The organism is Nitrospira sp. M1 (assembly GCF_965152605.1).
Genome location: NZ_OZ224217.1, coordinates 570,204 through 583,296, shown reverse-complemented (window position 1 = coordinate 583,296; position 13,093 = coordinate 570,204). Strand labels below are relative to the sequence as shown.

12 protein-coding genes are annotated in these 13,093 nt (G+C 48.1%); 7 read left to right on the top strand and 5 right to left on the bottom strand.

The features are described 5' to 3' along the window. Positions 1-52: 52 nt before the first annotated feature. From ACWHX8_RS02775 to ftcD, 3 genes are all read right to left on the bottom strand, one after another. Positions 53-856 carry an ion transporter gene (locus ACWHX8_RS02775; RefSeq protein WP_447970451.1) on the bottom strand — a complete coding sequence of 268 codons (804 nt, stop codon included), beginning with the start codon at positions 854-856 and terminating at the stop codon, positions 53-55. A 404-nt stretch (positions 857-1,260) separates the two neighbouring features. Next, positions 1,261-1,707 (bottom strand): CBS domain-containing protein, encoded by a 447-nt coding sequence (locus ACWHX8_RS02770; RefSeq protein ID WP_447970450.1) that lies wholly within the window; start codon positions 1,705-1,707, stop codon positions 1,261-1,263. A 68-nt stretch (positions 1,708-1,775) separates the two neighbouring features. Continuing rightward, positions 1,776-2,687, bottom strand: a complete 912-nt coding sequence (ftcD, locus tag ACWHX8_RS02765) for a glutamate formimidoyltransferase (protein ID WP_447971847.1) — start codon at positions 2,685-2,687, stop codon at positions 1,776-1,778. A 170-nt stretch (positions 2,688-2,857) separates the two neighbouring features. On the opposite strand from ftcD, the gene ACWHX8_RS02760 reads away from it, so the two are divergent. From ACWHX8_RS02760 to ACWHX8_RS02745, 4 genes are all read left to right on the top strand, one after another. Beyond that, positions 2,858-3,388, top strand: coding sequence for a DsrE/DsrF/DrsH-like family protein (locus ACWHX8_RS02760; RefSeq protein ID WP_447970449.1), 531 nt, complete (start codon positions 2,858-2,860; stop codon positions 3,386-3,388). Between the two features lie 17 nt (positions 3,389-3,405). Beyond that, positions 3,406-3,654, top strand: a complete 249-nt coding sequence (locus ACWHX8_RS02755) for a sulfurtransferase TusA family protein (protein ID WP_447970448.1) — start codon at positions 3,406-3,408, stop codon at positions 3,652-3,654. Positions 3,655-4,154: 500 nt separating this feature from the next. Beyond that, complete coding sequence (locus ACWHX8_RS02750) at positions 4,155-4,952, top strand: PEP-CTERM sorting domain-containing protein (RefSeq protein ID WP_447970447.1); 798 nt, start codon at positions 4,155-4,157, stop codon at positions 4,950-4,952. Beyond that, positions 4,949-5,605: a peroxiredoxin family protein gene (locus ACWHX8_RS02745; RefSeq protein ID WP_447970446.1), complete on the top strand. Its 657-nt coding sequence runs from the start codon at positions 4,949-4,951 to the stop codon at positions 5,603-5,605. The genes ACWHX8_RS02750 and ACWHX8_RS02745 overlap by 4 nt, the downstream gene beginning before the upstream one ends. 35 nt (positions 5,606-5,640) lie before the next feature. On the opposite strand, the gene ACWHX8_RS02740 is transcribed toward ACWHX8_RS02745, so the two are convergent. Continuing rightward, positions 5,641-6,576: a hypothetical protein gene (locus tag ACWHX8_RS02740; RefSeq protein ID WP_447970445.1), complete on the bottom strand. Its 936-nt coding sequence runs from the start codon at positions 6,574-6,576 to the stop codon at positions 5,641-5,643. 342 nt (positions 6,577-6,918) lie between these two features. Here ACWHX8_RS02740 and ACWHX8_RS02735 point away from each other — a divergent pair, with 342 nt between their 5' ends. Then, positions 6,919-10,326 (top strand): TM0106 family RecB-like putative nuclease, encoded by a 3,408-nt coding sequence (locus tag ACWHX8_RS02735; protein WP_447970444.1) that lies wholly within the window; start codon positions 6,919-6,921, stop codon positions 10,324-10,326. A 280-nt stretch (positions 10,327-10,606) separates the two neighbouring features. Then, complete coding sequence (locus ACWHX8_RS02730) at positions 10,607-11,116, top strand: deoxycytidylate deaminase (RefSeq protein WP_447970443.1); 510 nt, start codon at positions 10,607-10,609, stop codon at positions 11,114-11,116. A 556-nt stretch (positions 11,117-11,672) separates the two neighbouring features. On the opposite strand, the gene traF is transcribed toward ACWHX8_RS02730, so the two are convergent. Next, positions 11,673-12,818 carry a conjugal transfer protein TraF gene (traF, locus tag ACWHX8_RS02725; RefSeq protein ID WP_447970442.1) on the bottom strand — a complete coding sequence of 382 codons (1,146 nt, stop codon included), beginning with the start codon at positions 12,816-12,818 and terminating at the stop codon, positions 11,673-11,675. On the opposite strand from traF, the gene ACWHX8_RS02720 reads away from it, so the two are divergent. Then, on the top strand, positions 12,817-12,957 hold the full coding sequence (locus ACWHX8_RS02720) for a hypothetical protein (protein WP_447970441.1): 141 nt from the start codon (positions 12,817-12,819) through the stop codon (positions 12,955-12,957). The two genes, traF and ACWHX8_RS02720, sit on opposite strands and share 2 nt — an antisense overlap. Positions 12,958-13,093 lie beyond the last annotated feature (136 nt).

Below are 13,093 nucleotides of genomic sequence, written 5' to 3'. Positions count from 1 at the left end.
CATCCTCTTCAATCCATAGCTCGTAACCGCAAAGATGTAGCAAGCCCCAACGCTACGAAGGCACCCGCTCCAACCGGTCCTCAAGACGTTTCAACGCTTTTTGCGTTTCACGAAGATCCCTCAAAATTTCTTTTTGCGTGACCGGAGCCTCAAGTTCCAGCAACCGCTCGGCCTTGGCTTCGTCCAGATTATTAATGACCACCGCAATAAAGAGATTGACGACCACAAAGGTACCCAACACGACAAAACTCACAAAATATATCCACGCAAACGAATGGAGTTCCATCGCTTTATACATCACGTCGGTCCAGTCTTCGAGCGTCACCACACGAAATAACGTCAACAGGGATATGCCCAGAGACCGCCAATGAGTGGGATCATGCTCATGGAACAACTGAAAACCCGTGATGGCATAGATGTAAAAAATGACCCCCATCAACGTCATCACATGAACCATACTGGGAATTGAGCGAACTAAGGTTGAGACGATGAGTCGTAGTTCTGGGATTGTAGAAATCAACCTCACCACTCTAAGGAGGCGCGCTAATCGTGCGATCATCGCAAATTCCCCGGTCGCGGGAATCAACGAAAACGCAATCACGGAAAAATCAAAGATATTCCACCCATCTTTGAAATACCGGCTCACCTGCGGGGCGACAGCCATCATCTTGAGCGCAGCCTCGAGAATAAATACGCCCAGAATGACGTGATTCGCCAGATAAAAGAAATCTCCGTATTGCGCGACGAGATCCGGAGAGGTTTCCATTCCCAAAATCACACCATTCACAAGGATTAACCCAATGATAAGTCTTTCAAATAGGGGGGCATTCACGATACGACGAGAAAATTGCTTCATAGAATTCGACTCACTGTTGAATGTTGACCAACGGAACAAATACTGAAGATGAAGTACAAAAAGCTAGAACAACAAGTGCAAAACGTCTTCGATCATACCGCGCGCACTCATTCACCCGAAAGACCTAAACGACTAAAGTCGTTTAACTTTCAACTAAGACACTCCAAATCTCCTCGCCCCCATTTGATGGGGGAGAGGGAAGGGTGAGAGGTCTAAACAAACAAAAAGGTAAAACACTATATGTGGTGAAGAGAGAGGATGGATACACACAGGAAGAGAATCCGCAATCGTCCCCCGACAAGAGAGAGACGATTCACGAATAGTGAGAGGTGTGACGCTTAAACAATATTACGTGTCAAAGGATACAGGACAAGGACACGAAATGAAGAGAAAGGGGTTGTACTCTATAAATACGAGGTCTGCAGATAGCCGCGCAGCACATCACGTCTCGCCACAATTCCAATTAACCGACCAGCGGAATCAATGACCGGAACGCGAATGAGGTGGTTGTTATGCAGTACATCAATCACCATTAGGACGTCAGTATCTTTTGTCACAGAGACAGGATTCGGGGTCATAATTTCGCCGGCAGTCACATCGGCCAGCTTTCGCCCCTTACGAACAGCATTGAGCAGGTCAAATTCCGAAACGATCCCAAGCAGACGATCAGCGTCATCCACAATAGGCACGGATCCGAATCCTTCCATCATGAGCGAGGCCACAAACTCGGCCTTGACATCTTTCCCTTCAGATTGCACATCTTCTTCCATGATGGCCCCGACGGTCATATGGCCAAATTTGCTTTCTCGAAGAGCGGTCCGACCTTCCTTATTAAATGCCACTGTTGCCATAGTACCCCCTATCCAAAAAAATCAATGTTGACCACGAAATGCTCATTCCTCTGACTGAGGAAGAGCCCTTACATGAAGCCGACCTGCGCCAATCTGGTTTCTAGAATCTGGTCGGGATTCCAGCGCCGGAACTTGAGGGTTTTGATACACTCAGAGGGAATAGCTGCCTGAGGGACAAGCCCCACCAGTTCACTTTCTTCAATCTTGACGCCATAGCGTTCGGTTTCTTCTTGAATCGCCAAATACGCATCAGAGAGTGAGGTTTCACGATAATTCGTTAAATTCATTGAAACCTGGACCAAGCCACGGCTAGGCAAGGGCACACCCATCGCTTTTACTGAGGGAAGGCCACCTTCAGATGCTCGAATGGATTTGGCGATGGCTTGTGCGATAGCAAGATCCTTCGTGTGAAGCAGCACATTATAGGCAATCAAAAAATCTCTAGCCCCCACGCACACCGCTCCTGCCGTCGCATGCAATTGCTGTGGTCCAAAATCTGGGCACCACTCCCCTCCTGTTACCATTCGCTGCGACAACCCGCCCCAGCCGCCTCGTCGTATGACCTCCAACTGCCTTGGTGGGGTAAGAGCTGAAGCCTGGGCATACAGAAATACAGGAATGGCTAACTCCGTGCCGACCTTCGCTCCCAAACTCCTTGCGAGAGTCATACAATCAGCCATCGTGACCCCTTGAAGCGGAATAAAGGGAACAACATCCACAGCCCCCACTCTCGGATGAACTCCGTGATGTTTCGACAAATCAATGCATTGCGCAGCGACGCGAACAAGCTCATAGACCGCACACAGCACACCATCTGCTCCTCCCACAATCGTGAAGACGGTACGGTGATGGTCGGCATCACGATGTTGATCAAGCAACCCAACGCCCTCGACCCCTTGCACGACCTCCGCTAAGGCATCAAGACAGCGAGAATCCCGTCCTTCACTAATGTTGGGCACACATTCAACAAGTTGGGTCATCATTTGCCAAGCGGGAAAATGGCCTTTCGTCTCACGCTATTCGAATGTAGAGTGAACAGCAGAGGTCCACACGTTTCTTGACAGCAAAAAATACACCATACTATAGTCAATATACGCAACACGAATGAGAGAACGGTACAAATATTTCCCTTTATAGAGGTAGGTGCACCATGAATTCCACTCAACTCGAGCCCGAAGCAGCGCTCGCAGAGTTAAAAGAGAAAAAACCAGACAGCGTAACCATTGTCTGTCTCAGTGGGGACATGGATAAAGCCATGGCGGCATTTATCATTGCCACAGGCGCAGCAGCCATGGGCATGAAAGTAACCATGTTTTTTACATTCTGGGGCTTGAATATTATCCGCAAACAGGACACAACCAGTTCGGCCAAAGACTGGATGCGGAAAGCCTTTGGATGGATCAATAAGGGCGGCACCGAAAACCTTCCCTTATCCCGATTCCATTTCGGAGGTCTTGGGACCAGCATGATGAAAAAGGTAATGAAAAATAACCGGATGCCTGGCATTGCTGAATTGTTGGAAACCGCTCAAGATCTTGGCGTTACCATGATTGCCTGTACAACCACCCTTGGGATGATGGGCATTTCGAAAGATACCCTGATTGATGGCGTCGACCAATTAGCCGGTGTCTCTACGTATCTTGCCGAAGCCAAAAATGGCTCAGTCAACCTGTTCATTTAACGTGTAAGGAATCACCAATGATAGAAGCCGATGTCAAACTCGATACCCTTGGGTACTTTTGTCCCATGCCGATTATCATGACCTCCAAAAAGATTAAGGAACTCGTGCCGGGGCAAGTCTTAGAAGTGGCCTCGGACGACGAGGGCATTAAGAAAGACATGCCGGCCTGGTGCGAAACGACCGGCCATGAGTGGGTTGGCTTAGAAGAAGCCGACGAAAACTCCGTCCACGTCTACAAAGCCTACGTCAAAAAAGCCGGCGGGTAAATTACTTCAAACACTATGTTTGCTAAAGGCCGTTGGCGTTCAAGCCCCAACGGCCTTTTTGCGTTTTGCGACGTTGCCTTAAGCACGGCCTAACCTAACCCAAGCAAGCAAACGAAACAATATTTCAACGTCCCCCTCCCTCAAAGCCAGGTGAACACAGCGCAAACACCGAGACGCTTACTTCTGCAACACAGCCATCACTCACAGCCCGGCCATTCGTGTGTTAGGCCTTACACATTCTCCAGAGATGTTCATCATGAAATTCTCACGACAAATCTACGTCCCGCGGTATCTGTTGAGATATGAGCAAAACCTAGCGGTACGAATGCTTTCAATATTTTGCGTTTTTGATTAAGATAGGTTTCTGAAAATTACGGCAGGCAAGATCTCTCACCATTTTTTCACTTTTTCAGCCTGGTTTTTGTGCAATATCGTCTTTCTTAGATTACGCTCAATAACCCCATATTTTCCATTCCATCTAAATTCCCTGGAGGGCAATCATGCAAAAACTAATTATACTTTTGTGTATTATCACTGCGTGGATTTCTCCAGCATTGGCCCTTCCTCTCAGTAATGGTGGGTTTGAGACGGGAAGCCTTAACCATTGGCAGACGCTCGGGTTAGTCAATGTTGAAACATCCGTATTTGGAAGCGGACCCAAGCAGGGAAACTCCCAGGTATTTCTCAATACAGAAGATGGCACGAGTATGGATACAGCCAGCATCAATCACATAGAGGCCTTCCTTGGCGTTTCTCAAGGACTTGTGGATTCCATTCACCCTGCACCTGGGCCGTCATTTGGGGCAAAGGACGGATCAGCCATCAAGCAAGATTTTCACGCTTCCGCAGGTGAAACCCTATCATTTCAATATAATTTTCTGACCAGCGATGGACTTTGGGGTGGCGGTGTTGATCCAGATGCGTCACGCGACGTCTCGTTTGTCACACTGACCGGGCCAAACATGTCTTTAGGGAAAATCTTAAGCAACACCCTCGATATTCCTAACGCACCAGAGGAGACACTTGTGTCAATAAACCCTTTTCGGTCATCCCCTACCCCCTTTAACCTTGAAACAGGATTTCGACATGTCTCCCTTGTGCTTCCGACCGACGGCAACTATACCGTAGGCTTCGGAGTCGTCAACAGTGGGTTCGTTGGAGCTTCTTCAGGCTTACTCGTGGACCAGGTATCCACGACACCTTCGCAACCCGTACCTGAACCGTCGACCATACTGCTACTGACATCAGGACTCATCGGTTTGGCAACATGGCACCGGAGGCAAAGGGCATGCACATGAACAATCACACACTTTCTGATGTTTCTGTCGACACGTGGGTACAGGGTGGACCGATCACACTCCAAGAACTCGTCGGCTCTGTCATCGTAATCGAAGTGTTTCAGGTGAATTGCCCTGGGTGTTTTCTCTATGCGTTACCGAAAGCCATTCAACTACATGAACGCTATCGGGATAAGGGGTTAGTCATCATTGGACTCGCGACAGCATTTGAGGATTACGACAAAAACACGACAGAAAACTTACAGCGACTGGTCGACACGGGAGAAGTGATTGGGGAAACATTAAAAGCCTTAACACATCAAGGCATGCTGACTGATGGCAAACTTGAGTGGCGATTACCATTTCCGGTCGGCATGGATCGCGTCGTCCCAGAGTCGGAACCGGTTACACAAGAAAAGGTAGAGCGGTATGCCCAAGACATTCTTCCCAACTTTGGAGAATTAGCTGAAGACCAGCAACGCAACGTCCTCACTCAAGTCAGAAATTATTTGAAACAGAAAACAATGAAAGCCGAGACCTTCGATCGCTTTTCCTTACAAGGTACACCCTCAGCCATCCTGTTTGACCGCAAAGGTCAACTCCGCGATGTCTCGTTTGGGCAAATGGAACACCAGCAATCGCTAGTGGACCGATGTCTCTCTGAAGCAACCTAACGTCAGTAATCAAACAAACATACCCTAAACCTAAATTACGTTGAGACCGACGTCTTCGATTCCATATACCACTCGTTAAAGAGATGGCATCCCGCACAGAGCGTGGCCTCCTCATTCTGAATCCATCGACGAATCAATCCAAGGATACAGAGAGTATTCGCAAGAGGTTTGATAGTCGGCAATTTTAAGAAACGGGCCACTTCCCTTGGGTTGATGGGAACTCGGACGTTGATCACATGAGCCAGCACGTCATGTTCCATGGGCTCTTTCATTTCTTTAATACAACGCTGAAAAAATGGGAAAAGGTAGGCCCCAGCCCTTTGGATCATCTCCTCTCTTTTGCATTGTTTCCCATCAGCCAACAACAGCGAGCCAAATGCTTTCAGAACGTACGGATGAGTCCCAGCCTGCTCGAGAATTGTAACTCGATGTTCACTGGAGAGACCTTCACCTTCACCCAGAACTTGGTGGGCTTCTTTCTCCAAAAAGACGGACAACGGAATAGGCCGAGGCTGACGTTTGAATCCACTGAATCCACCGCTCTTAACAAATTCCATCCAGTCTCTGCCTCCTGCATACACGATCACGCCACTCTCCACCATCGAGGTTAGAGCAAACACATTGTGATCATCTGCCAACACATGATCACAATTATCGAGAAACAAGACCGATTGAGAATTCGCTGCTGTCGCGATGAACTGCTCTCGGTCTTGTGCTATGGACAAATCAAAATACACGGCTCGTGGCTCATTCGATCGGGAAGCCGATGAAGAATGGTTCAACTGCCACGCCAAGTGGAGCAGCAAAGAAGTCTTCCCTAATTTCGGTCCACCGAAAATGCTCAGCGACTCTCGCCGTTCAAGCCGCCAGAGTAGATTCCGAACCAATCCCTCACGCCCGTAAAACTCTCCTGGTCGAAAGACCGCAGCTTCCGGATTGTGAAATGATTGTGGCACATCTTGTTTTGACATGATCAAAAGTGTAGAAGCCTACGGTGAAATTGGCAATGAAGAGTTACGTGAGAAAAATAAAGGCATCGGAAGCCGGGTTATGCCCCAAAAGCAGAATTAGCAGCAGACTCGGGCCACAGTTTCGATCCATTTACGACCCACCAGTTAAATCAAAGATTTATATCGTTTCATACCAAACCCAATTCGGGTAAAAATCTGTTTCTGTGAATTGAGCTCCTCATTTTGCCTTATCCTTCGTCATGGGATAGGGATTTGGCCCAATGCCATCCTAATACACCAAAGATATTGAGGGGGTTCGAATTTTCTCGACTTATTTTTAGCAATGGAATATCCTTAAAACCGATGAAGAAATTAAACGGAATAATCCATCTAAGTGCATCTGATCTCGTAGGTCATTTGAACTGCAATCACCTCAGTGCGTTGGATATTCAGGTAGCAGTTGGGATGCTCGCTAAGCCCGACAGTTATGATCCATTGCTGGAAATCCTTCGGAAACGAGGTCTTCAGCACGAGCAAACTTACATCGAGCATCTTCAGGCAGAGGGCTTCGAAATCACCGTTATCGACGGTGTTGATATTAATGAGGTTTCAGTAGCTCAAACATTGGAGGCGATGCGGGAAGGTAAAGATATCATAGTCCAAGGTGCATTACACAATGGGCGATGGAGTGGACGCGCAGATATATTAAGGCGCGTTAAAACTCCAAGTGACCTGGGAAGCTGGTCATATGAAGTGATTGACACAAAACTTGCGCGGGAAACAAAAGGTGGGACAGTTCTACAACTCAGTTTATATGCAGACCTTCTTGCCAAAGCACAGGGTGTTCCTCCAGAGAATGTCTATGTCGTCGCACCTTGGTCTGATTATGAGCCGCAAAAATTTCGATTTGTCGACTATGCCGCCTACTTTCGGCATGTGAAGGCTGCAGCAGAAAAAGCAGCTGACTTAGACAATACTGACACAACTTACCCCGAACCTAAGGATCACTGTGATATTTGTCGCTGGTACAACCAATGTGCGCAGCGCCGCCGCGATGATGATCATCTTTGCCTAGTCGCAAATATCTCGAAACACCAGATCAGGGAACTGCAAGCCAATGGCATTGCAACTACGCAAGGGCTTGCCGACATGCCTCTTCCGATCCCGTTTAATCCTCAAAAGGGTTCGCCAGCATCATTTGAGAAAGCCAAGGCGCAAGCATCCATTCAAGTCCAATCGCGCAAATCTGGAGAACTCAAGTATGAGTTTCTCAATATCGTGCCAGAAACTGGGCTGGCCGCATTGCCAGAGCCTTCCTCAGGCGACGTCTTCTTTGACATAGAAGGCGATCAATTTGTTGGTGAGTACGGTCTCGAATATCTCTTCGGATATACCTATACCAATAAACATGGGGAAATCCAGTACACTGGAGAATGGGCCTTTGATCGTGAGAAAGAGAAGGTCATCTTTGAACGCCTCGTAGATTTCATCACTGAGCGCCGCGAAACCCATCCAGACATGCACGTCTATCATTTCGCCCCTTACGAGCCATCCGCGCTGAAGCGCCTGATGGGGCGATATGCAACACGGGAAAGCGAGATCGATAATCTCCTGCGTGGCTTGGTGTTTGTTGATCTTCTAAGCGTCGTTCGAAATGCCTTACGGGCAGGTATAGAGAGCTATTCGCTCAAAAAATTAGAGGCGATCTTTGGCTTTGAACGCCAGATTTCTTTGCATGAGGCTAATATCGCGTTGACCAGAGTTTCGGCGGCCCTTGAGCTTAATGACATTCCCTCGATTGAGGATGATACAAAGTCAGTGGTGCAAGGCTACAACGCCGACGACTGTTTTGCCACCAGAGCACTCAGGGATTGGCTTGAAAAGCTCCGCTCCCAACTCATCAGTCTGGGACAAGATATCCCACGTCCAGTACTTGGACAGGAGGGCCCAAGCGAAGAATTAGACGAACAAGCCCAGCGTGTTCAAGCACTGGTGGAACAGTTGACGCACGATATTCCAGTTCATCCTGAGGAGCGCACCAATGAACAGCAAGCGCGTTGGGTGCTCGCGCATATTCTGGAATGGCACCGCCGGGAAAATAAAGCTCTTTGGTGGGAATTCTTCAGGCTCAAAGCTCTTACGCCAGATGAATTACTTGGAGAGCGTTCAGCTCTTTCGAAGCTTTCACTGCTTGAAACTGTTGATCGCAGCCGGACCGGCATCCCAACCCACCGCTACAGATTTGAGAAACAGGATGCTGACCTACGCGGCGATGAAGACTTAATGCAAGTTGGCGGAGACAAGCTCGGAAAAGCGATTACAGTTTCCACTGAACAACGCACAATCGATATAAAAAAGACTAAAGCAACTGCAGACATACATCCAGAAGCTGTCTTTTCCCACAAAATATTTGACGATAAGGAACAGGCGGCTTCGCTGTTTCGATTGGGAGAGTACGTTGCAGAGTATGGAATCGAAGGTGATGGACCATTCAAGAGTGCCCGCGCACTTCTTTTGCGCGAGCCTCCCAATCTAAAAGGGCAAGTCATACGGAAAGATGATGAGAGCGCCCTCGATGCCGCATTGCGAATTAGCCACCAGCTCGATGGTGGGGTTTTGCCAATTCAAGGCCCACCGGGAACAGGGAAAACGTTCACAGGTGCACGAATGATTTGCTCGCTCGTGCATGACGGAAAGAAAGTTGGGATTACGGCGAATAGCCACAAAGTTATTCGTCATCTAATTGATATGGTGCTCGAAGCTGCTACTGAAATGAAGATAGACGTGAGCTGCATTCAAAAACCGAAAGCGGATGATGAAGAAGCGGATCAACCCAGCCTTACGTTTGCCAGGACGAATGATGACCTATTCTCCGACCTTCAAGCAGGACGGGCTCAAGTTGCAGGGGGAACACATTTTTTATGGTCTCGCCAAGAGGCGCAAGACACGCTCGATGTTTTAGTTGTCGATGAGGCTGCCCAGATGTCGCTTGCGAATGTTTTAGCCGTATCGCATGCAGCACCGACAATAATCTTACTGGGCGATCCCCAACAACTTGAGCAGCCTATGAAAGGTTCTCATCCAGATGGAACCGGGGTATCTGCGCTCGATCACATCCTTGACGACCGCCAAACAATCTCAGAGGAACATGGTTTGTTTCTTGAATCTACCTGGCGCCTGCACCCAGACATTTGCATATTTAATTCAGAGCTTTTTTACGATGGAAAACTTAGATGCGTCGAAGACTGTCACCGTCAAGAGATCAGCTCCAACGGCACTCTAGAAGGATCAGGATTGCGGTATCTACCAATCAGTCATACTGGAAACACCAGCTCATCGATCGAGGAAGCGGATGCCGTTAAAGCGCTTGTCGATCGCATCCTTGCGGAAGATACACAATGGACTAATCGCGAGGGCAAAACGGTACCAGTCACACTGGAGGATATTCTAATTATTGCCCCTTACAACGCTCAGGTCTTCGAGATTCATCAGCGACTTCCGCAAGCGCACGTGGGCACAGTGGACAAATTCCAGGGACAAGAAGCACCCATTGCAATATATTCGATGGCAACCTCAAGTCATGTCGACGCTCCTCGCGGAATGGAATTTCTCTACAGTTCAAACCGCTTTAATGTTGCAATTTCACGCGCTCGATGCCAGGCAATCCTTGTCGCATCGCCTGGGGTTTTCGAAGCTGAATGCCGAACGCCACGCCAGATGCAACTAGCCAATGCCTTTTGCCGTTATCTTGAAATGGCAAAAACCGTCTAGGAGTTATTGTCTGATATTCCTATGATTGGTTTGTATAGACGATTACCTGATCAAGAATATCTTCTGCTAAACCGAAAAGGGTTTCATTCTACATCATTGATTCCCATATCACTTCTGGGTATCAGGTGGAAAATAACATCCTGACACTTTCAAATGTGTGATGCTAGTGTATGAAGAAGACTCGTTAAGAATTCAGATGTCAGTCAAAAGGGAAGCAAAGCCCCCTCCCTCAGGATGAAAAAAGAGTCGTTGTTTCTAAATCCCCAACAAAGAGGGCCACATGGATCGAGATCATTACTATATGAATATCGCAATGGCGGTTCGAAAAAAAGCGAATTGCCATGGCCGTAAAGTTGGGGCATTGATTGTCAGGGAAAATCGCATAGTATCCACAGGCTACAACGGAACACCTGAAGGAACAACGAACTGCACTGATGGAGGATGCGTCCGTTGTCGTGATAGACACACTTTCGAGCCCAGTGTAGGCTACGATGTCTGCATCTGCGTGCATGCAGAGCAGAACGCTCTTATCACAGCCGCACGATTCGGAAACGCCGTTGAAGGGTCAGTGGTCTACTCAACTCTGCGCCCATGCTTTGACTGCACCAAGGCAGCGTTACAAGCAAAGGTTACCGCAATTTACTATCTTCATGATTGGCAACATCCTATAGGGGAACTGCAAGAGCAATACGCGCTCTTACAAAGTACGTTTCCTGAAGGGGTTCATAAGGTCGATTTAGAAGACCCAGATAGCGATTGGGCAAATGCAAAAGGGGCCCAATCACCCTAGGCTGTTCTTTCCATTAATTTTCCATATTGACTGGTTTGCCCAACCCCGTGAGACCAAGTTCTAAAACAGCCTTTTCTATGTCAACCTCTCCCGCAAAAACTTCCCCAAAAAGTAAGTTTTTTCCGCAATACTACTGATTCCGTATCAGTGAGTCTGAGACACATTCTTCTATTGATTCCTAGGACTACGCTGCAACAAAAGTGCATTAGACTTGGCCTTGGTCTTGCCTTCTTCACTATGGTAGTGAAAATTGTTAAACTATAAGGGAAGTAAGAATACTCATCCTTCAAGCTGGAGGGCCACCCCATGCAGCTCTTCATTCAGCTTTTTCCTACTGATGTTCAAGTTCTCATAAGAAATGCTTTTCTCATTTCCCTTCTTTTCATAACCATGATTCTCCCGATCATGATTGCAGAGGGCTGCGTGAAACGTCCATCTTTGGAACCGACACCAGGAGTCGCGCCGCAGCAAGATACGAATCCCTAAGTGTTTTCTCTATACGAATAGCCCTCGTGTCTGTCGTTTATGAAGCACTCATACAAGAACCTGCGTTGACTTAGAACGTCAAGCCTAAAGAGAATGAGCCGAGGACGCCTCGTTCGTTAAAATCATACCCCGCTCCGGCATCAAATTGGAGGGCCCAGAGACGAAGGCCAACTCCCGCTGTTGGAGTAAATTGAGACTTGGCATCTTCCACATCCTTCAACACGCCTGCCCGAAGAAAAACCACCTCAAAAAGGCCCTGTTCAGCTCCAAGGCTCAGTACTCGACTGCGGATATCGGGAAGGAGTGTTTTATTTTTGGTGATATCTGCATCAAAGGTGATGGTGGTGGCGGAAAATGGCTGCAACGCCAGACCGCCGCGAACCTGTGGTCGTAATTTGAAGGTCCCGCCTCCAGGAGCATTGAATGAGGGCGTGTTGAGATCCTTCCCTACAACACCAAGCTGCAACCAAGGCAGTGGACGAATTAACGCACCAACGTCTATACCGAATTCATAGGACGTCTTAGAATTTTTGAGTTCATCGGAAAGATCAAAGTCATCTTCTGCATTATCGACATCGATGCCACGGTTGTAGGCTACGCCTTGGATCACTTTGGCCGTCACGCCTAATGAAACTTTCTTTTCCCACAATGCATAGGCATACGATAAGGCCACTTGGCGAGCCTCAAGAAAATTCACCTGCAGTTGCCCGTTGATATCTAACACACCCCCGGCCACGACAGCGGTTGTGGGCGTCGGAGCAAAGGACCCTCCGGTGCCGACATTTGAAACATTCAAGCCAAGAACATGATCTCCCCACGAGCCTTTGATATACAATCCGGCAGCCGCCAAAGCTGAGAGTGAACTCCCATTTAAATTATCGAGGAGGCCCTGCAAGCGATTTTGATTGGCCGCAGAAATATCAGAGTCATTGATGTTATCAATATCGTCCAGCGTATCGAGAATACCTCCCCGATCAATGCCTTGCCCCGAAGCTTGTACACGAATATCAAATCCTTCAGATTGAGCGAGCCCGGCAGGGTTCCAATAGGTGGCGAGCGAATCGGTGGTTACCGCTACCCCCGCACCTCCCATTCCAACGGCTCGCGGACCAACAACGACAAATTCGACAGCGGAACCAATGGAGGGGACAATCAATGATACGGCACTTGCCAAGAGACACAATCGACACAGGTGAGTGAAAGGAACATGCGCCATGAGATCCTCCTTGGATAAAGCCAGTTCGGGACAGCATGAAGGTCCAATCTTTCGGTCATGTCCAAACCCTATGAAAAAGCGTGAATTACGTCAAGTGAAAATATGTTATTGGCAAGCCGTCAGCTCTCTTCCGGCCTGAGTCATAGCGTATTGTTCGAGTAGACGAGAACTTTCAGAGTCATATGTTGCACACCTCTCTCTCATAGAAATATCTATGGAATACAAGCAGACGTTGATTCAATAGTGGAAGGATCGCATTCCAACACACCCTTGAA

Coding starts and splice junctions, on each gene's coding strand:
- ACWHX8_RS02760 (WP_447970449.1), top strand. CDS start 2,858: ATGAATTCCACTCAACTCGAGCCCGAAGCAGCGCTCGCAGAGTTAAAA.
- ACWHX8_RS02730 (WP_447970443.1), top strand. CDS start 10,607: ATGGATCGAGATCATTACTATATGAATATCGCAATGGCGGTTCGAAAA.
- ACWHX8_RS02740 (WP_447970445.1), bottom strand. CDS start 6,576: ATGTCAAAACAAGATGTGCCACAATCATTTCACAATCCGGAAGCTGCG.
- ACWHX8_RS02775 (WP_447970451.1), bottom strand. CDS start 856: ATGAAGCAATTTTCTCGTCGTATCGTGAATGCCCCCCTATTTGAAAGA.
- ACWHX8_RS02755 (WP_447970448.1), top strand. CDS start 3,406: ATGATAGAAGCCGATGTCAAACTCGATACCCTTGGGTACTTTTGTCCC.
- ACWHX8_RS02735 (WP_447970444.1), top strand. CDS start 6,919: ATGAAGAAATTAAACGGAATAATCCATCTAAGTGCATCTGATCTCGTA.
- ACWHX8_RS02750 (WP_447970447.1), top strand. CDS start 4,155: ATGCAAAAACTAATTATACTTTTGTGTATTATCACTGCGTGGATTTCT.
- ACWHX8_RS02720 (WP_447970441.1), top strand. CDS start 12,817: ATGAGATCCTCCTTGGATAAAGCCAGTTCGGGACAGCATGAAGGTCCA.
- traF (WP_447970442.1), bottom strand. CDS start 12,818: ATGGCGCATGTTCCTTTCACTCACCTGTGTCGATTGTGTCTCTTGGCA.
- ACWHX8_RS02770 (WP_447970450.1), bottom strand. CDS start 1,707: ATGGCAACAGTGGCATTTAATAAGGAAGGTCGGACCGCTCTTCGAGAA.
- ACWHX8_RS02745 (WP_447970446.1), top strand. CDS start 4,949: ATGAACAATCACACACTTTCTGATGTTTCTGTCGACACGTGGGTACAG.
- ftcD (WP_447971847.1), bottom strand. CDS start 2,687: ATGACCCAACTTGTTGAATGTGTGCCCAACATTAGTGAAGGACGGGAT.